Raw genomic sequence first — 18,294 nt, 5'->3', positions numbered from 1 at the left:
CAGTACCACCCCCGCCCCATCCCGGGCCCGGGATGGGGCGAGGGCCGGAGGCCAACGCCGCCGTCGCCGTCCTCCTCATCGGCCCCGCCGGCGCCGGCAAGACGACCGTGGCCCGGCACTGGGCGGACACCCGGGCCGTGCCCACGGCGCACATCAGCCTGGACGACGTGCGCGAGTGGGTCCGTTCCGGTTTCGCCGACCCGCGGTCCGGGTGGAACGAGCACTCCGAGGCGCAGTACCGTCTCGCTCGCCGCACCTGCGGGTTCGCCGCCCGTAACTTCCTCGCCAACGGCATCTCCTGCGTCCTGGACGACGCCGTCTTCCCCGACCGGCCCGTCGTCGGCCTCGGCGGCTGGAAGCGGCACGTGGGCCCCGGGCTGCTGCCCGTCGTCCTGCTGCCGGGCCTGGAGATCGTCCTGGAGCGCAACGCCCAGCGCAGCGGCAACCGGCGCCTCGGCGACGAGGAGGTCGCCCGTATCCACGGCCGGATGGCGGGCTGGTACGGCTCCGGGCTGCCGATCATCGACAACTCGCAGCAGGACGTCACCACCACCGCCCGCCTCCTGGACGACATCGTCGCCCGCGCCGCCACGGCCGCCCCGCCCGCCTGGTAGCCGGGGGCGCCCGGTCGGACGCGCTGGAACGGCCCGCCACGGCACTCGGCCGTACGCTCGGAACCATGTCCGAGGTGTACGCGGCCCGCCGCGCCCGGCTGCGCGAGCGGTGCGGCGCGGCCGGGAGCGAGGCCGCCCTGGTGTCCGGCGTCGCCAACGTCCGGTATCTGGCGGGCGGGGTGCCCACGGGTGCCGTGGTGCTGCTCGGCCCCGCCGAGGACACCGTTCTCGTGCCCGAAGGCCCCGCCGAGAGGACGGCGGCCGACCACCCGGCGGAGGGGCTGCGGATCGTGACGCTGCCGGCGCCGGACGGGGATCCCGCCGTGGCCGCCGCCGAGCGGGCCGTCGAGGCGGACATCCGCTCGCTCGCCGTCGAGGAGCACCACCTCACCGTGGCCCGCCACCGCGCCCTGCGCTCGGTCGCGCCCCGGCTGCTCCTCGCCGACCTGGGCACGGCCGTGGAGCAGCAGCGGATCGTCAAGGACGACGAGGAGATCTCCGCGCTGCGGATCGCCGCGGAGATCGCCGACCAGGCGCTGGGCGAGCTGCTGGAGTCGATCCTCGTCGGCCGCACGGAGCGGCACCTGGCGCTGGAGCTGGAGCGCCGCCTGGTCGATCACGGCGCCTACGGCGCGGCCTTCACCACCTCGGTCGGCACCGGGCCGAACTCCGGGATCGCCGGGCACGTGCCCACCGACCGCCGGGTGGAGGAGGGCGACTTCCTGTGCGTCTGCCTGGGCGCCGACTACCGGGGCTACCGCAGCGAGATCGCCCGTACCTTCGTCATCGGGACCAGCCCGGCGGACTGGCAGATCGAGCTCTACGAGCAGGTGTTCGCGGCGCAGCGGGCGGGCCGGGAGAGGCTCGCGCCGGGCGTTCCGTGCCGGGACGTGGACCGCGCGGCCCGGGTGGTGCTGGAGTCCGCGGGGCACGCCGACCGGCTCGGGCCGCGTATCGGACACGGCGTGGGGCTCGAAAACGACGAGGACCCTCGGCTCACACCTTCGGCAATGGGTAAACTGGACGCTTGCGTGCCGGTCACCGTAGATCCGGGGGTTCACCTCCCGGGGCGGGGCGGCGTCCGGATCGATGACACGCTCGTCGTCCGCCCCGAGGCGGATGGCGGACCCGAGCTACTCACCATCACGACCAAAGAGCTGCTCGCGCTCTAGCCGGGCGCACCGCACTTTCTGGTTCCACCAGTCCAGGAGATACCGCAACCGTGGCATCCACGAACGACCTCAAGAACGGCATGGTGCTCAAGCTCGAAGGCGGCCAGCTCTGGTCCGTCGTCGAGTTCCAGCACGTCAAGCCCGGCAAGGGCCCGGCCTTCGTCCGTACGAAGCTCAAGCACGTGCTCTCCGGCAAGGTCGTCGACAAGACCTTCAACGCCGGTACGAAGGTCGACACGGCCACCATCGACCGCCGCACCATGCAGTTCTCCTACATGGACGGCGAGTACTTCGTGTTCATGGACATGGACACCTACGACCAGCTGCACATCGACCGCAAGAACGTCGGCGACGCCGCCAACTTCCTGATCGAGGGCTTCGAGGCCACCGTCGCGCAGCACGAGGGCGAGGTGCTCTACGTCGAGCTCCCGGCCGCCGTCGAGCTCGTCATCAAGGAGACCGAGCCGGGCGTCCAGGGCGACCGCTCCACCGGTGGCACCAAGCCCGCCATCCTGGAGACCGGCTACCAGATCCAGGTCCCGCTCTTCATCACCACCGGCGAGAAGGTCAAGGTCGACACCCGCACCAGCGACTACCTCGGCCGGGTGAACAGCTAACCGTGGCCGCCCGCAGCAAGGCCCGTAAGCGCGCCTTCCAGATCCTCTTCGAGGCCGACCAGCGCGGCACCACCGTGCTGACCGTCCTCGCCGACTGGGTCCGGCACTCGCGCTCCGACGACCGGCAGCCGCCGGTCAACGAGTACACGATGCAGCTGGTGGAGGGCTACGCCGACCACGTGGCCCGCATCGACGAGCTCATCGCCACCTACGCCGTCGACTGGGACCTGGACCGGATGCCCGTCGCCGACCGGAACATCGTGCGCCTCGGCGCGTACGAGCTGATCTGGGAGGACGCCACCCCGGACGCGGTGGCGATCGACGAGGCGGTCGAGCTCGCCAAGGAGTTCTCCACCGACGACTCCCCGGCTTTTGTGAACGGCATGCTCGGCCGTTTCAAGGAGCTCAAGCCGAGCCTCCGGCGCGACGAGAAGTAAGCATCGCCCGGAAAACACAAACCGCCCGGGGGCGGGGAAACCGCAAGGTTTCCCCGCCCCCGGGCGGTTTTCAAGGCCGGACCGGCGCTCAGGCGTCTTCGTGCTGAACCGCGCGACGGGCGTCGGCGTCGAGCACACCCCAGCTGATCAGCTGCTCGGTGAGCACCGAGGGCGACTGGTCGTAGATGACGGCGAGGGTGCGCAGGTCGTCCTGGCGGATGGAGAGGACCTTGCCGTTGTAATCGCCGCGCTGGCTCTGGATGGTCGCCGCATAACGCTGGAGCGGACCCGCCTTCTCGGCCGGCACATGGGCCAGACGCTCAAGGTCCAGGACCAGCTTCGGCGGCGGCTCGGCGGCCCCGCCCGGCGTGGTGCCCGGCAGCAGTTCCTGCACCGGAACGCCGTAGAAGTCGGCGAGCTCGGCAAGACGCTGCACGGTCACGGCGCGGTCGCCGCGCTCGTACGAGCCCACCACCACGGCCTTCCAGCGGCCCTGGGACTTCTCCTCGACACCATGGAGGGAGAGGCCCTGCTGGGTGCGGATGGCGCGGAGCTTGGCCCCGAGCTGTTTGGCGTATTCGCTGGACATAAAGCTCCCCGGACGCTGTATCGACGTGCGACGGCGTCGTCCACTCCGACGACTGCCGTGTGTCTGGTAACTCACTGTGAGGTTACGCAGCGTAATCTGACTTCGTCAAGCCGAATGGTCCACAGCATCGCCCGTGCGGGGTGGTGGCCGGTGCCCACGGCACTTCCTGGTACGGTGAGGAACGGTAAATCCGACGTCCTTTAATGTCCGTCCCGTGAGGCGGAGAAGGAGGTCCGTTTCGTATGGACGCACACCGTGACGCGAGCCCCGAGGGTTCCGCCACTTCCGCCGCTCGTCCCGTGCTGGAAGCACCGGACATCGCGCGGGTTCTGACCCGTATCGCCCACGAGATCGTCGAGCGCGCCAAGGGCGCCGACGACGTGGTGCTCCTCGGCATCCCGACGCGGGGTGTCTTCCTCGCCCGGCGGCTGGCCGCCAAGCTCGAGGAGATCACCGGAGGCACCATCGCGGTCGGCTCCCTCGACATCACCATGTACCGCGACGACCTGCGGCTGCGCCCCGCCCGTGCGCTCGCCCGCACCGAGATCCCCGGCGGCGGCATCGATGGCCGTCCGGTGATCCTCGTCGACGACGTCCTCTTCTCCGGCCGCACGATCCGTGCCGCGCTCGACGCGCTGAACGACATCGGCCGCCCGCGCGCCGTTCAGCTCGCGGTCCTCGTGGACCGCGGCCACCGCGAACTTCCGATCCGCGCCGACTACGTCGGCAAGAACCTCCCCACGTCGCTGCGGGAGACGGTCAAGGTCCAGCTCACCGAGGAGGACGGCCGCGACAGCGTGCTCCTCGGCGTGCGCGCGACCGCCCCGGCGGCCGGGCAGTAGTTCCCCCACGGACCCGGCCGCGCCGGGCCCGTACCGCCGCATGCCCGGCCCTCACCCCCGTATATCTCCCTAGCGGAGCTGTATCCCCCCTTACGGAGCAAACCGGATGAAGCGCCACCTCATCTCGGCCGCCGACCTCACCCGTGACGACGCCGTCCTGATCCTCGACACCGCCGAGGAGATGGCCCGGGTCGCCGACCGGCCGATCAAGAAACTGCCCACCCTGCGCGGCCGTACCGTCGTCAACCTCTTCTTCGAGGACTCGACCCGCACCCGCATCTCCTTCGAGGCCGCCGCCAAGCGGCTCTCCGCGGACGTCATCAACTTCTCCGCGAAGGGCTCCTCGGTCTCCAAGGGCGAGTCCCTCAAGGACACCGCCCTGACCCTGGAGGCCATGGGCGCCGACGCCGTCGTCATCCGGCACCACGCCTCCGGCGCCCCCTACCGGCTGGCGAACTCCGGCTGGATCGACGGGGCCGTGGTCAACGCCGGTGACGGCACCCACGAGCACCCCACCCAGGCGCTCCTGGACGCCTTCACCATGCGCCGCCGCCTGGTCGGCCGGGACGCCGGGCTCGGCAAGGACCTGGCCGGACGCCGGATCACGGTGGTCGGCGACGTGCTGCACAGCCGCGTGGCCCGCTCCAACGTCCACCTGCTGACCACCCTCGGCGCCGAGGTCACCCTCGTCGCGCCGCCCACCCTGGTGCCCGTCGGCGTCGAGACCTGGCCCTGCGAGGTCTCCTACGACCTGGACGCGGTGCTGCCGAAGTCCGACGCCGTGATGATGCTGCGCGTCCAGCGCGAGCGCATGAACGCGGCCTTCTTCCCCACCGAGCGCGAGTACTCCCGCCGCTACGGGCTGGACGGCGACCGCATGGCCCGGATGCCGGAGCACGCGATCGTGATGCACCCCGGCCCGATGAACCGCGGCATGGAGATCACCGCCGAGGTCGCCGACTCCGGCCGCTGCACCGCCGTCGAGCAGGTCGCCAACGGCGTCAGCATCCGGATGGCCGTCCTCTACCTGCTGCTCGGCGGCTCCGAGCCCGCCGTAGCCCCCACCCGCACCGAGGAGAGCAACTAATCATGAGCAAGATCCTGATCCGCGGTGCGAAGGTCCTCGGCGGCGAGCCCCAGGACGTCCTGATCGACGGCGAGACCATCGCCGAGGTGGGCACTGGCCTGTCCGCCGACGGCGCCCAGGTGATCGAGGCCGACGGCCAGATCCTGCTGCCCGGCCTGGTCGACCTGCACACCCACCTGCGCGAGCCCGGCCGCGAGGACTCCGAGACCGTCCTCACCGGCACCCGGGCCGCCGCGAGCGGCGGCTACACCGCCGTCTTCGCCATGGCGAACACCTTCCCGGTCGCCGACACCGCCGGTGTCGTCGAGCAGGTCTGGCGCCTGGGCAAGGAGTCCGGCTACTGCGACGTGCAGCCCATCGGCGCCGTCACCGTCGGCCTGGAGGGCAAGCAGCTCTCCGAGCTGGGCGCCATGCACGACTCCGCCGCCGGGGTCACGGTCTTCTCCGACGACGGCAAGTGCGTCGACGACGCCGTGATCATGCGCCGCGCCCTGGAGTACGTGAAGGCCTTCGGCGGCGTCATCGCCCAGCACGCCCAGGAGCCCCGGCTCACCGAGGGTGCCCAGATGAACGAGGGCATCGTCTCCGCCGAGCTGGGCCTGGGCGGCTGGCCCGCCGTCGCCGAGGAGTCGATCATCGCCCGTGACGTGCTCCTCGCCGAGCACGTCGGCTCCCGTGTGCACATCTGCCACCTCTCCACGGCCGGCTCCGTCGAGATCGTCCGCTGGGCCAAGTCCCGCGGCATCGACGTCACCGCCGAGGTCACCCCGCACCACCTGCTCCTCACCGACGAGCTCGTGCGGTCCTACAACCCCGTCTACAAGGTGAACCCGCCGCTGCGCACCGAGCGCGATGTCATGGCGCTGCGCGAGGCCCTCGCCGACGGCACGATCGACATCGTCGCCACCGACCACGCCCCGCACCCGCACGAGGACAAGGACTGCGAGTGGGCCGCGGCCGCCATGGGCATGGTCGGCCTGGAGACCGCCCTGTCCGTCGTCCAGCAGACGATGGTGGAGACCGGGCTGCTGGACTGGGCGGGCGTCGCCGAGCGGATGTCCTTCAAGCCCGCCCGCATCGGCGGACTCGCGGGCCACGGCCGGCCCGTCGCCCCCGGGGAGCCCGCCAACCTCACCCTGCTCGATTCCGCTTACCGTGGTGTCGTGGACCCCGCGGGCTTCGCCTCCCGCAGCCGCAACACCCCCTACGAGGGCCGTGAGCTGCCGGGACGCGTCACCCACACCTTCCTGCGGGGACGGGCGACGGTCATCGACGGGAATCTCACGTGACACCTGCACTGATCAACCTGGCGGCCGAGGAGAAGTCCGCGGCCGTCACCGACTGGGCCGGCCGTGTCGGCTGGGTCGTCGGCCTCCTGCTCTTCATCGCGCTCGTCTACTGGCTGATGCGCGAGGGCTGGAAGTGGCGCGGCACGCTCCAGGGCGACCTGCCCGGGCTGCCCGCGGCGCCCGACGGGCAGGGCGAGGCCCGGCTCACCATGGCGGGCCGCTACCACGGCTCCACCACCGCCGGGCAGTGGCTCGACCGGATCGTCGCGCACGGTCTGGGCACCCGCAGCCGCGCCGAGCTCACCCTGACGGAGCAGGGCGTCACCGTCGTCCGGCCCGGCGCCCAGGACTTCTTCATCCCCGCCGACCGGGTGCGCGGCGCCCGGCTCGACAAGGGCATCGCGGGCAAGGTCCTCACCGAGGGCGGCCTGCTGGTGATCACCTGGGCGCACGGCGACCGGGAGATCGACTCCGGCTTCCGCTCCGACCGGGCCGCCGAGCACCCGGCCTGGGTCGAGGCACTCACCCACCTGCACCACCTGAACCACGACACGGAAGGCGCACGATGACGACCTCCACCAGGGGGACTCACAAGGTCCCCGCCGTACTCGTCCTGGAGGACGGCCGGATCTTCCGCGGCCGCGCCTACGGGGCCTCGGGGGTCACCTTCGGCGAGGCGGTGTTCTCCACCGGCATGACCGGCTACCAGGAGACCCTCACCGACCCCTCGTACCACCGCCAGGTGGTCGTCATGACCGCCCCGCACGTCGGCAACACCGGCGTCAACGACGAGGACCCCGAGTCCGGCCGCATCTGGGTCGCCGGCTACGTCGTCCGCGACCCCGCCCGCGTCTCCTCCAACTGGCGCGCCAAGCGCTCGCTGGAGGAGGAGCTCCGCCACCAGGGCGTCGTCGGCATCAGCGGCATCGACACCCGCGCCCTCACCCGCCACCTGCGCGAGCGCGGCGCCATGCGCGTCGGCATCTTCTCCGGCAACAGCCTGCCGGACGAGGGCACGATGCTCGCCGAGGTGCGCCAGGCCCCCGAGATGCAGGGCGCCGACCTCTCCGCCGAGGTCGCCACCAAGGAGGCGTACGTCGTCCCCGCGATCGGTGCGAAGCGCTTCACCGTCGCCGCGGTCGACCTGGGCATCAAGGGCATGACCCCGCACCGGATGGCCGAGCGCGGCATCGAGGTGCACGTGCTGCCCGCCACCGCCACCGCCGAGGACGTCTACGCCGTGAACCCCGACGGCGTGTTCTTCTCCAACGGCCCGGGCGACCCGGCCACCGCCGACGGTCCCGTCGCCGTCATGAAGGCCGTGCTGGAGCGGAAGACCCCGCTCTTCGGCATCTGCTTCGGCAACCAGATCCTCGGCCGCGCGCTCGGCTTCGGCACCTACAAGCTGAAGTACGGCCACCGCGGCATCAACCAGCCCGTGCAGGACCGTACGACCGGCAAGGTCGAGGTCACCGCGCACAACCACGGCTTCGCCGTCGACGCCCCTCTGGAGGGCGCGACCGACACGCCGTACGGCCGCGTCGAGGTCTCCCACGTCTGTCTCAACGACAACGTGGTCGAGGGGCTCCAGCTGCTCGACCAGCCGGCATTCAGTGTCCAGTACCACCCCGAGGCAGCCGCAGGCCCGCACGACGCCGCGTACCTGTTCGACCGCTTCGTGACCCTGATGGAGGGCCAGCGTGCCTAAGCGCACCGACATCCAGTCCGTTCTGGTCATCGGCTCCGGCCCGATCGTCATCGGCCAGGCCGCGGAGTTCGACTACTCCGGCACCCAGGCGTGCCGGGTCCTGAAGTCCGAGGGCCTGCGGGTCGTCCTGGTCAACTCCAACCCGGCCACGATCATGACCGACCCGGAGATCGCCGACGCCACCTACGTCGAGCCGATCACCCCGGAGTACGTCGAGAAGATCATCGCCAAGGAGCGCCCCGACGCCCTGCTGCCGACCCTCGGCGGCCAGACCGCGCTCAACACCGCGATCTCCATGCACGAGAACGGCGTGCTGGAGAAGTACGGCGTCGAGCTCATCGGCGCCAATGTCGAGGCGATCCACAAGGGCGAGGACCGCGACCTCTTCAAGGGTGTCGTCGAGGCCGTCCGCGCGAAGATCGGCCACGGCGAGTCCGCCCGCTCGGTGATCTGCCACACGATGGACGAGGTCCTCGCGGGCGTCGAGACGCTCGGCGGCTACCCCGTCGTCGTCCGTCCCTCCTTCACCATGGGCGGCGCCGGCTCCGGCTTCGCCCACGACGAGGACGAGCTGCGCCGCATCGCCGGCCAGGGCCTCACGCTCTCCCCGACCACCGAGGTGCTCCTGGAGGAGTCCATCCTCGGCTGGAAGGAGTACGAGCTCGAGCTGATGCGCGACAAGAACGACAACGTCGTGGTCGTCTGCTCCATCGAGAACTTCGACCCCATGGGCGTGCACACCGGTGACTCGATCACCGTCGCCCCGGCGATGACGCTCACCGACCGCGAGTACCAGCGGCTGCGCGACATCGGCATCGCGATCATCCGCGAGGTCGGCGTCGACACCGGCGGCTGCAACATCCAGTTCGCGGTCAACCCCGACGACGGCCGGATCATCGTCATCGAGATGAACCCCCGCGTCTCCCGCTCCTCCGCGCTCGCCTCCAAGGCCACCGGCTTCCCGATCGCGAAGATCGCCGCCCGGCTCGCCGTGGGCTACACGCTGGACGAGATCCCGAACGACATCACCGAGAAGACCCCGGCCTCCTTCGAGCCCACGCTCGACTACGTCGTGGTCAAGGCCCCGCGCTTCGCCTTCGAGAAGTTCCCGGCCGCCGACGCCACCCTCACCACCACCATGAAGTCGGTGGGCGAGGCCATGGCCATCGGCCGCAACTTCACCGAGGCCCTCCAGAAGGCCCTGCGCTCCCTGGAGAAGAAGGGCTCGCAGTTCGACTTCGTCGCCGAGCCCGGCGACAAGACCGAACTGCTGGCCAAGGCGGTCGTCCCCACCGACGGCCGGATCAACACGGTCATGGCCGCCATCCGCGCCGGGGCGACCCCCGAGGAGATCTTCGACGCCACGAAGATCGACCCCTGGTTCGTCGACCAGCTCTTCCTGATCAAGGAGATCGCGGACGAGCTCGCCGGGGCGGCCGAGCTCGGCCCCGAGCTGCTCGCCGAGGCCAAGCGGCACGGCTTCTCCGACGCGCAGATCGCCGGCATCCGCGGCCTGGGCGAGGACGTCGTCCGCGAGGTCCGCCACGCCCTCGGCGTCCGGCCCGTCTACAAGACGGTGGACACCTGCGCCGCCGAGTTCGCCGCGAGGACGCCGTACTTCTACTCCTCCTACGACGAGGAGTCCGAGGTCGCGCCGCGCGAGAAGCCCGCGGTGATCATCCTGGGCTCCGGTCCGAACCGCATCGGCCAGGGCATCGAGTTCGACTACTCCTGCGTCCACGCCTCCTTCGCGCTCAGCGACGCGGGCTACGAGACCGTGATGGTCAACTGCAACCCCGAGACCGTCTCCACCGACTACGACACCTCCGACCGGCTCTACTTCGAGCCGCTCACCCTGGAGGACGTCCTGGAGATCGTCCACGCCGAGCAGCAGGCCGGTCCCGTCGCGGGCGTCGTCGTCCAGCTCGGCGGCCAGACCCCGCTGGGCCTCGCCCAGGCGCTGAAGAACAACGGCGTGCCGATCGTCGGCACCTCGCCCGAGGCCATCGACCTCGCCGAGGAGCGCGGCGCCTTCGGCCGGGTGCTCACCGAGGCCGGGCTGCCCGCGCCCAAGTACGGCACCGCCTTCTCCTTCGAGGAGGCCAAGACCATCGCCGCCGAGATCGGCTACCCCGTGATGGTCCGCCCCTCCTACGTCCTCGGCGGCCGCGGCATGGAGATCGTCTACGACGAGCCCTCCCTCGCGGGCTACCTGGAGCGGCACGCCGGTCTGATCTCCGAGCACCCGGTGCTCATCGACCGCTTCCTCGACGACGCGATCGAGATCGACGTCGACGCGCTCTACGACGGCCACGAGCTCTACCTCGGCGGCGTCATGGAGCACATCGAGGAGGCCGGCATCCACTCCGGCGACTCCGCCTGCGCGCTGCCCCCGATCACCCTCGGCGGCTACGACATCAAGCGGCTGCGCGCCTCCACGGAGGCCATCGCCAAGGGCGTCGGCGTCCGCGGCCTGATCAACATCCAGTTCGCCATGGCCGGGGACATCCTCTACGTCCTGGAGGCCAACCCGCGCGCCTCCCGCACCGTGCCCTTCACCTCGAAGGCCACCGCCGTGCCGCTGGCCAAGGCCGCCGCCCGCATCTCGCTGGGCGCGACCGTCGCCGAGCTGCGCGCCGAGGGCATGCTGCCCAAGGAGGGCGACGGCGGCACCCTGCCGCTGGACGCGCCGATCTCCGTCAAGGAGGCCGTGATGCCGTGGAGCCGCTTCCGCGACATCCACGGGCGCGGCGTCGACACCGTCCTCGGCCCGGAGATGCGCTCCACCGGCGAGGTCATGGGCATCGACTCCGTCTTCGGCACGGCCTACGCCAAGTCGCAGGCGGGCGCGTACGGCGCGCTGCCCACCAAGGGCCGCGCGTTCGTCTCGGTCGCCAACCGCGACAAGCGCTCGATGATCTTCCCGGCCCGTGAGCTGGTCGCCCACGGCTTCGAACTGCTCGCGACCTCCGGCACCGCCGAGGTCCTCAAGCGCAACGGCATCAACGCCACCGTCGTGCGCAAGCAGAGCGAGGGCGAGGGCCCGAACGGCGAGAAGACCATCGTCCAGCTCATCCACGACGGCGAGGTCGACCTCATCGTCAACACGCCGTACGGCACCGGCGGCCGCCTCGACGGCTACGAGATCCGCACCGCCGCGGTCGCCCGCGCGGTGCCCTGCCTGACCACGGTCCAGGCCCTCGCGGCCGCCGTCCAGGGCATCGAGGCGCTCACCCGCGGCGATGTCGGCGTCCGCTCCCTCCAGGAGCACGCGGGCGCGCTGACCGCGGCGCGCGAGGCGTAGGACACATCCGGACGACGTGTGAGAGGGGGACACCGCGAGGTGTCCCCCTCTCCATGACCACCGAAGACCCCGAAGGCTGGACATGTACCGACTCTTCTTCGACCTGATCTTCAAGCGGATGGACCCCGAGAAGGCCCACCACCTGGCCTTCGGCTGGATCCGCGCCGTCGCCCGCGTGCCCGTCCTGCGGACCTTCGTCGCGGCCGTCCTCGCCCCCCGCCACAAGGAGCTGCGCACCGAGGCCCTCGGCCTGCGGATGCACGGCCCCTTCGGGCTCGCCGCGGGCTTCGACAAGAACGCGGCCGCCATCGACGGCATGGCCATGCTCGGCTTCGACCACGTCGAGATCGGCACGGTCACCGCGCAGGCGCAGCCGGGCAACCCCAAGAAGCGGCTCTTCCGCCTCGTGGCGGACCGCGCGCTCATCAACCGCATGGGCTTCAACAACGACGGCTCCGCGGCCGTCGCGGAGCGCCTGGCGGCCCGTGACGAGGTCTTCCGGACCACCGTCGGCGTGAACATCGGCAAGACCAAGGTCGTGCCGGAGGCCGAGGCCGTCGCCGACTACGTCACCTCCACCGAGCGCCTCGCGGCCCACGCCGACTACCTCGTCGTCAACGTCTCCTCGCCGAACACGCCGGGCCTGCGCAACCTCCAGGCCGTCGACCACCTGCGCCCGCTGCTGACCGCCGTGCGCGAGGCCGCCGACCGCACGGTCACCGGGCGCCGGGTGCCGCTGCTGGTGAAGATCGCCCCTGACCTCGCCGACGAGGACGTCGACGCCGTCGCCGACCTGGCCGTCGAGCTGGGCCTGGACGGCATCATCGCCACCAACACCACGATCGCCCGCGACGGCCTCGGGCTGAAGACGCCGAAGCGCACCGTCGAGGCCATCGGCGCGGGCGGCCTGTCCGGCGCGCCCCTCAAGGAGCGCTCCCTGGAGGTCCTGAGCCGCCTGTACGCCCGTGTGGGCGACCGGATCACCCTCGTCGGCGTCGGGGGCGTGGAGACGGCCGAGGACGCCTGGGAGCGCATCCTGGCGGGCGCCACCCTCGTCCAGGGCTACAGCGCCTTCATCTACGAGGGCCCCTTCTGGTGCCGCCGCGTCCACAACGGCCTGGCGGAACTCCTTGCCGCGAGCCCGTACGCGACGCTGGCCGACGCGGTGGGCGCGGCGACGCGCGAGAAGACGGCCTGACGGCCTTCACCTGGTTGTGGGCAGGCGTTCCTCCCCCAGACTTCGTCCGGGGGGACCCCCAGGCGAAACGGGGGCACAACCGACCACCGGCCCGCACTTGACCCGGAAAGGGAAACTCATGACCACCGAACCCTTCGGCGCACGCCTCCGCCGCGCCATGGACGAGCGCGGCCCCCTCTGCGTCGGCATCGACCCCCACGCCGCCCTCCTCGCCGACTGGGGCCTCACCGACGACATCGCAGGACTGGAGCGCTTCGCGCTCACCGTCGTGGAGGCCCTCGCCGACCGCGTGGCCGTCCTCAAGCCGCAGTCCGCGTTCTTCGAGCGCTTCGGCTCGCGCGGCATCGCCGTCCTGGAGCGGGCCGTCGCCGACGCCCGCGAGGCCGGCGCGCTGGTGCTGATGGACGCCAAGCGCGGCGACATCGGCTCCACCATGGCCGCGTACGCCGCGACCTACCTGGACCCGGCCTCCCCGCTCTTCTCGGACGCCGTCACCGTCAGCCCGTACCTCGGCTACGGCTCGCTGCGCCCGGCCCTGGAGCTGGCGCGCGAGAGCGGCACCGGCGTCTTCGTCCTCGCCCTGACCTCGAACCCCGAGGGCGCCGAGGTGCAGCACGCGGTGCGCGAGGGCGGCGCGACCGTCGCCGCGACCATGCTCGACCACCTGCGGGCCGAGAACGCGGACGCCGCCCCCATGGGCTCCTTCGGCGCGGTCGTCGGCGCGACCCTCGGCGACTCGCTCGCGGGCGTCGGCGCGGACCTCGCGATCAACGGCCCGCTGCTCGCCCCCGGCATCGGTGCCCAGGGCGCGACCGCGGCCGATCTGCCGAAGGTCTTCGGCGCGGCCGTCCGCGACGTCGTCCCGAACGTCAGCCGCGGGGTGCTGCGCCACGGTCCGGACATCTCCGGGCTGCGCGCGAGCGCCGAACGGTTCGCCGAGGAGGTGCGCGCGGCGGTCGCGGGCGTGGCCGGCTGAGGGCGCCTCCGACAGGATCGGGCCAGACGGGACCAAGAAAAGTCGGCCAGTATGTCCGGAAAAGTCCAAGTCGAGAGAGTCTGACCAGGACTTTTCGTCTGTTCTCGCTGACTGGAGCGGGATCGGCCGCTAGTCTCCGACGAGAGCGAACGTGCAAGCGCGTTGCTCGTTGCTCCCCAGGTGTGGGCCGACTAGGTTCCACACCGGTCCGTTATCCGACAGTTCGATATCCGAGGTGACGTAGGCGTGGCTCTTCCGCCCCTTACCCCTGAACAGCGCGCAGCCGCGCTCGAAAAGGCCGCCGCGGCTCGCCGGGAGCGCGCCGAGGTCAAGAATCGGCTCAAGCACTCCGGCGCCTCGCTGCACGAGGTCATCGAGCAGGGCCAGAAGAACGAGGTCATCGGCAAAATGAAGGTGAGCGCCCTCTTGGAGAGCCTGCCCGGTGTGGGCAAGGTCCGGGCCAAGCAGATCATGGAGCGGCTCGGCATTTCCGAGAGCCGCCGGGTGCGTGGTCTCGGCTCCAACCAGATCGCATCGCTGGAGCGTGAGTTCGGCGGCAAGGCCGCCTGACGTTCCCAGGCACTCCCGGGAACCGGGATAATCACTGCATGAGTACTGCAGTCTCCCGGGGGACGTCCCCCGTCCCCCCGGCCAGACAACCGCGGCTGACCGTGCTCTCCGGCCCCTCCGGGGTCGGCAAGAGCACGGTCGTCGCCCATATGCGCAAGGCCCACCCCGAGGTATGGCTCTCCGTCTCCGCCACCACCCGCAAGCCGCGCCCCGGCGAGCAGGAGGGTGTCCAGTATTTCTTCGTGGACGACGAGGAGTTCGACAAGCTCGTCGCCAACGGTGAGCTGCTGGAGTGGGCGGAGTTCGCGGGCAACCGTTACGGCACCCCGCGCCAGGCGGTCCTCGACCACCTGGCGGCGGGGGTGCCGGTGCTGCTGGAGATCGATCTCCAGGGTGCCCGGCAGGTCCGCGAGAGCATGCCCGAGGCGCAGCTGGTCTTCCTCGCCCCGCCGAGCTGGGAGGAGCTGGTCCGCCGGCTCACCGGCCGCGGCACCGAGTCGGCCGAGGTCATCGAGCGCAGGCTCGGCGCGGCCAAGGTGGAGCTGGCCGCCGAGTCGGAGTTCGACACGACGCTGGTCAACACCTCCGTCGAGGACGTCGCGCGGGAACTGCTAGCCTTGCTCCGTTGAGCTGGGATTTCCGTAGGATTCCAAGAATCCTGGGAATTCCGAGAAATCCCGGACAACCGGATCGCAACCACCCCCATCGGAAGGCAGAGCGTGTCCTCTTCCATCACCGCGCCCGAGGGCATCATCAACCCGCCGATTGATGAGCTGCTCGAGGCGACCGACTCGAAGTACAGCCTGGTGATCTACGCCGCCAAGCGCGCGCGCCAGATCAACGCGTACTACTCGCAGCTCGGCGAGGGCCTGCTGGAGTACGTCGGCCCGCTGGTGGACACCCACGTCCACGAGAAGCCGCTGTCCATCGCGCTCCGCGAGATCAACGCCGGCCTGCTGACCTCCGAGGCGGTCGAGGCTCCGGCCCAGTAATCACGCGGTCGACAGATGTCACCAAGGGCCCGGCAGCACGGCTGCCGGGCCCTTGGTGTGTCATGGGGTACGTAAACGGCGTAAGGCGTAAGCGGCCCACGGAAGTGTGCGAGAGCGCGGGGAGAGGCGAAGCGATGGACGAGGCGATGGTCGAGCCGGTGGACGAGGCGACGGACAAGCCCAAGGTCGTCCTGGGGGTCAGCGGCGGGATCGCCGCGTACAAGGCGTGCGAGCTGCTGCGCCGCCTGACGGAGTCGGGCCACGACGTACGCGTCGTCCCCACGGCCGCCGCCCTGCACTTCGTCGGCGAGGCCACCTGGTCCGCGCTCTCCGGCCACCCGGCCGCCACCCAGGTGTGGGAGTCCGTCCACGAGGTGCCGCACGTGCGGATCGGCCAGGAGGCCCGGCTCGTCGTGGTGGCCCCCGCCACCGCCGACATGCTGGCCAAGGCCGCCCACGGCCTCGCCGACGACCTGCTGACCAACACCCTCCTCACCGCGCGCTGCCCGGTGGTCTTCGCGCCCGCCATGCACACCGAGATGTGGGAGAACCCGGCCACCCAGGAGAACGTGGCCACCCTGCGCCGCCGCGGCGCGGTCGTCATCGAGCCCGCCGTCGGCCGGCTGACCGGCGTCGACACCGGCAAGGGCCGCCTGCCCGACCCGGAGGAGATCTTCGAGGTCTGCCGCCGGGTGCTGGCCCGCGGCGCCCGCGTCCCCGCCGACCTCGCGGGCCGCCACGTGGTGATCAGCGCGGGCGGCACCCGGGAGCCCCTGGACCCCGTCCGCTTCCTCGGCAACCGCTCCTCCGGCAAGCAGGGCTACGCCCTGGCCCGTACCGCCGTGGCGCGCGGGGCCAGGGTCACCCTCGTCGCCGCCAACACCGAGCTGCCCGACCCCGCCGGGGCGGACGTGGTGCGCGTCGGCACGGCGGTGCAGCTCCGGGAGGCCGTGCTGAAGGCCGCGGCCGACGCGGACGCCGTGGTCATGGCCGCCGCCGTCGCCGACTTCCGGCCCGCCCGCTACGCCGAGGGCAAAATCAAGAAGCGGGAGGGGGAGGAGCCCGCACCCGTCGAACTGGTCCGCAACCCCGACGTGCTCGCCGAGCTCTCGGCGGACCGCCCCCGCCCCGGACAGGTCGTCGTGGGCTTCGCCGCCGAGACCGACGACGTCCTCGCCAACGGCCGAGCCAAGCTCGCCCGCAAGGGCTGTGACCTGCTGGTCGTCAATGAAGTGGGGGAGCGGAAGACCTTCGGCGCGGAGGCGAGCGAGGCCGTGGTGCTCGCTCCCGACGGCTCCGAGACCCCCGTCCCCTTCGGGCCGAAGGAAGCCCTCGCGGAGACCGTCTGGGACCTGGTGGTGCGGCGTTTCTCCTGATATGTACGAGACGCCCGTGAGGGATGGATCACAAGTCCAGGGGCCCCCGATGTGCGACAGGATGTCCGAACGCCGGGCGGGCCGGATAAACTGACCTCTGGTTCCCGCGCCGAGCGCAGCTCTCGGCCGGGTCCCGTCAATGATCAGCCAGCAGCCGCTGCAACCCCAGGGAGCGATGTGTCCCGCCGCCTGTTCACCTCGGAGTCCGTGACCGAGGGTCACCCCGACAAGATCGCTGACCAGATCAGCGACACCATTCTCGACGCCCTCCTCACCGAGGACCCGACCTCGCGCGTCGCCGTCGAGACCCTGATCACCACCGGTTTGGTGCACGTCGCCGGCGAGGTGACGACCAAGGCCTACGCCCCGATCGCCTCGCTCGTCCGCAGCAAGATCCTCGAGATCGGCTACGACTCGTCCAAGAAGGGCTTCGACGGCGCCTCCTGCGGCGTGTCGGTGTCCATCGGCGGGCAGTCGGCCGACATCGCGCAGGGCGTGGACACCGCGTACGAGACCCGCGTCGAGGGCGACGAGGACGAGCTGGACCGGCAGGGCGCCGGTGACCAGGGCCTGATGTTCGGCTACGCCTGCGACGAGACGCCGAACCTGATGCCGCTCCCCATCGAGCTGGCACACCGCCTCTCGCGCCGCCTGACCGAGGTCCGCAAGAACGGGACGATCCCGTACCTGCGCCCCGACGGCAAGACCCAGGTGACGATCGAGTACGACGGCCACAAGGCCGTCCGCCTCGACACCGTCGTGGTCTCCTCGCAGCACGCCTCCGACATCGACCTGGACTCGCTCCTCGCGCCGGACATCCGCGAGTACGTCGTCGAGCACGTCCTGAAGCAGCTCGTCGAGGACGGCATCAAGCTCGACACCGACGGCTACCGCCTCCTGGTGAACCCGACCGGCCGCTTCGAGATCGGCGGCCCGATGGGTGACGCGGGCCTGACCGGCCGCAAGATCATCATCGACACCTACGGCGGCTACGCCCGCCACGGCGGCGGCGCCTTCTCCGGCAAGGACCCGTCCAAGGTCGACCGCTCGGCCGCGTACGCGATGCGCTGGGTAGCCAAGAACGTCGTCGCCGCGGGCCTGGCCTCGCGCTGCGAGGTCCAGGTGGCCTACGCGATCGGCAAGGCGGAGCCGGTGGGTCTGTTCGTCGAGACCTTCGGCACCAACACGGTCGACACCGACAAGATCGAGAACGCCATCGCCGAGGTCTTCGACCTCCGCCCGGCCGCGATCATCCGCGACCTCGACCTGCTGCGCCCGATCTACGCCCAGACCGCGGCCTACGGCCACTTCGGCCGCGAGCTGCCGGACTTCACCTGGGAGCGCACCGACCGCGTCGACGCGCTGAAGAAGGCCGCGGGTCTGTAGACCCGCGGAAGCGTCTCGCGCGAGGCCCGGACACCCTTCGGGGGTGCCCGGGCCTCGTCGCATACACCCGTCGCTGTCAGTGCCGTCTGATAGGACTGGAGCCGTGAGCAGGGACGACGGGCGGAGCGGGGGTGCGG

18 protein-coding genes are annotated in these 18,294 nt (G+C 71.1%); 17 read left to right on the top strand and 1 reads right to left on the bottom strand.

Annotated elements, in window-relative coordinates:
• The 4 genes from K6I34_RS12370 to nusB all read left to right on the top strand — a co-directional run.
• Positions 1–614: AAA family ATPase (locus K6I34_RS12370; RefSeq protein ID WP_229325257.1), on the top strand; the 614-nt coding region annotated here is incomplete at its 5' end.
• A 65-nt stretch (positions 615–679) separates the two neighbouring features.
• Entirely contained in the window at positions 680–1,786 is a 1,107-nt protein-coding gene (locus K6I34_RS12365) for an aminopeptidase P family protein (protein ID WP_229325255.1), read from the top strand.
• 50 nt (positions 1,787–1,836) lie between these two features.
• Positions 1,837–2,403 (top strand): elongation factor P, encoded by a 567-nt coding sequence (gene efp, locus K6I34_RS12360; protein WP_229325253.1) that lies wholly within the window; start codon positions 1,837–1,839, stop codon positions 2,401–2,403.
• 2 nt (positions 2,404–2,405) lie between these two features.
• Positions 2,406–2,840, top strand: coding sequence for a transcription antitermination factor NusB (nusB, locus tag K6I34_RS12355; protein ID WP_229325251.1), 435 nt, complete (start codon positions 2,406–2,408; stop codon positions 2,838–2,840).
• A gap of 88 nt (positions 2,841–2,928) precedes the next feature.
• Here the strand turns inward: nusB and bldD are convergent, their stop codons facing one another.
• Positions 2,929–3,429, bottom strand: a complete 501-nt coding sequence (bldD, locus tag K6I34_RS12350; protein ID WP_004948690.1) for a transcriptional regulator BldD — start codon at positions 3,427–3,429, stop codon at positions 2,929–2,931.
• A gap of 242 nt (positions 3,430–3,671) precedes the next feature.
• On the opposite strand from bldD, the gene pyrR reads away from it, so the two are divergent.
• The 13 genes from pyrR to metK all read left to right on the top strand — a co-directional run bounded on the left by pyrR (position 3,672) and on the right by metK (position 18,157).
• Entirely contained in the window at positions 3,672–4,271 is a 600-nt protein-coding gene (gene pyrR, locus K6I34_RS12345; RefSeq protein WP_229325249.1) for a bifunctional pyr operon transcriptional regulator/uracil phosphoribosyltransferase PyrR, read from the top strand.
• A 106-nt stretch (positions 4,272–4,377) separates the two neighbouring features.
• Positions 4,378–5,358, top strand: a complete 981-nt coding sequence (locus K6I34_RS12340) for an aspartate carbamoyltransferase catalytic subunit (RefSeq protein WP_229325248.1) — start codon at positions 4,378–4,380, stop codon at positions 5,356–5,358.
• A 2-nt stretch (positions 5,359–5,360) separates the two neighbouring features.
• Positions 5,361–6,647 carry a dihydroorotase gene (locus tag K6I34_RS12335; protein ID WP_229325246.1) on the top strand — a complete coding sequence of 429 codons (1,287 nt, stop codon included), beginning with the start codon at positions 5,361–5,363 and terminating at the stop codon, positions 6,645–6,647.
• Entirely contained in the window at positions 6,644–7,216 is a 573-nt protein-coding gene (locus tag K6I34_RS12330; RefSeq protein ID WP_229325244.1) for a hypothetical protein, read from the top strand. Before K6I34_RS12335 ends, K6I34_RS12330 begins: the two co-directional genes overlap by 4 nt.
• Positions 7,213–8,355: a glutamine-hydrolyzing carbamoyl-phosphate synthase small subunit gene (carA, locus tag K6I34_RS12325; RefSeq protein ID WP_229325242.1), complete on the top strand. Its 1,143-nt coding sequence runs from the start codon at positions 7,213–7,215 to the stop codon at positions 8,353–8,355. The genes K6I34_RS12330 and carA overlap by 4 nt, the downstream gene beginning before the upstream one ends.
• Complete coding sequence (carB, locus tag K6I34_RS12320; protein WP_229325239.1) at positions 8,348–11,659, top strand: carbamoyl-phosphate synthase large subunit; 3,312 nt, start codon at positions 8,348–8,350, stop codon at positions 11,657–11,659. The genes carA and carB overlap by 8 nt, the downstream gene beginning before the upstream one ends.
• A gap of 82 nt (positions 11,660–11,741) precedes the next feature.
• Complete coding sequence (locus K6I34_RS12315; protein ID WP_229325237.1) at positions 11,742–12,857, top strand: quinone-dependent dihydroorotate dehydrogenase; 1,116 nt, start codon at positions 11,742–11,744, stop codon at positions 12,855–12,857.
• A gap of 118 nt (positions 12,858–12,975) precedes the next feature.
• Complete coding sequence (gene pyrF, locus K6I34_RS12310) at positions 12,976–13,833, top strand: orotidine-5'-phosphate decarboxylase (protein WP_229325235.1); 858 nt, start codon at positions 12,976–12,978, stop codon at positions 13,831–13,833.
• A 246-nt stretch (positions 13,834–14,079) separates the two neighbouring features.
• The gene (locus K6I34_RS12305; protein WP_087928986.1) at positions 14,080–14,403 is read left to right on the top strand and encodes an integration host factor; all 324 of its coding nucleotides are present in this window, start codon (positions 14,080–14,082) and stop codon (positions 14,401–14,403) included.
• Positions 14,404–14,441: 38 nt separating this feature from the next.
• The gene (gene gmk, locus K6I34_RS12300; RefSeq protein WP_229325233.1) at positions 14,442–15,032 is read left to right on the top strand and encodes a guanylate kinase; all 591 of its coding nucleotides are present in this window, start codon (positions 14,442–14,444) and stop codon (positions 15,030–15,032) included.
• A 90-nt stretch (positions 15,033–15,122) separates the two neighbouring features.
• Positions 15,123–15,395, top strand: coding sequence for a DNA-directed RNA polymerase subunit omega (gene rpoZ, locus K6I34_RS12295; protein WP_030360466.1), 273 nt, complete (start codon positions 15,123–15,125; stop codon positions 15,393–15,395).
• A 134-nt stretch (positions 15,396–15,529) separates the two neighbouring features.
• Positions 15,530–16,771 carry a bifunctional phosphopantothenoylcysteine decarboxylase/phosphopantothenate--cysteine ligase CoaBC gene (gene coaBC / locus K6I34_RS12290; RefSeq protein WP_229325231.1) on the top strand — a complete coding sequence of 414 codons (1,242 nt, stop codon included), beginning with the start codon at positions 15,530–15,532 and terminating at the stop codon, positions 16,769–16,771.
• Between the two features lie 177 nt (positions 16,772–16,948).
• Positions 16,949–18,157, top strand: a complete 1,209-nt coding sequence (gene metK / locus K6I34_RS12285) for a methionine adenosyltransferase (RefSeq protein ID WP_229325229.1) — start codon at positions 16,949–16,951, stop codon at positions 18,155–18,157.
• The last annotated feature ends 137 nt before the right edge of the window (positions 18,158–18,294 follow it).

It is taken from the genome of Streptomyces sp. UNOC14_S4 (genome assembly GCF_020740835.1).
Classification (GTDB): Bacteria; Actinomycetota; Actinomycetes; order Streptomycetales; family Streptomycetaceae; genus Streptomyces.
This window is presented reverse-complemented; position numbering and strand designations above follow the sequence as displayed.